This is a genomic window from Streptomyces chilikensis (genome assembly GCF_001642695.1).
GTDB lineage: Bacteria > Actinomycetota > Actinomycetes > Streptomycetales > Streptomycetaceae > Streptomyces > Streptomyces chilikensis.
In genome coordinates this window covers 1-1,131 of record NZ_LWCC02000126.1, presented here as the reverse complement: position 1 = coordinate 1,131, position 1,131 = coordinate 1, and the positions used below count along the sequence as shown (strand labels likewise).

Annotated in this window: 1 protein-coding gene; it reads right to left on the bottom strand. The window is 71.9% G+C overall.

The features are described 5' to 3' along the window. Window positions 1-1,131, bottom strand: a 1,131-nt coding sequence (locus A2U95_RS26455; protein ID WP_206283070.1) for a polyketide synthase dehydratase domain-containing protein, incomplete at both ends; no start/stop codon positions are given.

The window sequence follows — 1,131 nt, the reverse complement described above, 5'->3', positions numbered from 1 at the left end:
CCTGCAGACTCACCCCGCCACGCTCGGGCAGGACCAGCGGGGTCTCCAGCGTCAGGTCCTCCAGGACCGGGCAGCCCACCCGCTCACCCGCGTGCAGCGCGAGCTCCACGAACGCGGTCCCCGGCAGCAGCACCGTCCCGAACACCGTGTGATCCGCCAGCCACGGATATGACTCCAACGACAACCGCCCCGTGAACAACGAGACGTCCTCACCGGCGACAGCCACCGAGCCGACAGCCAGGGGGTGGTCCTCGAGGAGCAGGCCGGCCGACGACAGATCCGTGCGACTGCCCCCGTTCAGGGAGGAGGCCAGCCAGAAACGCTCGCGCTGGAAGGCATAGGTGGGCAGGTCGACCGGGCGCGCGCCCGTGTCGGCGAAGAAGGTCTTCCAGTCGACGCTCTCACCGGCCGCATGGGCCTCCGCGAGAGCAAGTACCTCGGAGTCCTCGGGCAGCTCTTCCGAGAGCACGATGGCTCGCCCGCTCGCGCCGGCCGGGTCGGAGGCCAGTGCCTCCAGGCCCGTCAGGAATTCCTCACGGGTGGTCGCGACCAGGACGGCTCCGTGCTCGAACCGGGAGCGCGTCAGGGCGAGGGAGCAGCCGATGTCGACGACGGAGATGCCCTCGTCGGCCCGCACCCGGTCGAGCAGTCGTCGGGACTGGCCGGCCAGTGCCTCGGGGGACTTGGCGGACAGCACCCACGGCACCGCGGGGAGCGCGGTTTCCGGCTCCCCGGCGGGCTCCGGCTGCTGTTCGGGCGACTCCAGGACGACGTGTGCGTTGGTCCCGCTGATGCCGAAGGAGGACACGCCCGCCCGACGCGGGCGGTCACCGGTCTCGGGCCACTCGCGTGCCTCGGTCAGCAGTGCCACCGCGCCCGCGGACCAGTCCACCTTCGACGACGGTTCGTCGGCGTGGAGGGTGGGCGGCAGGACGCCGTGGCGCATGGCCATGACCATCTTGATGATGCCGGCGACACCGGCAGCGGCCTGGGTGTGGCCGATGTTGGACTTGATCGAGCCCAGCCACAGCGGCCGCCCGTCCTCGGGGCGCTCTTGGCCGTAGGTGGCGAGCAGGGCCTGGGCCTCGATGGGGTCGCCGAGGGTGGTGCCGGTGCCGTGGGCCTCGACGG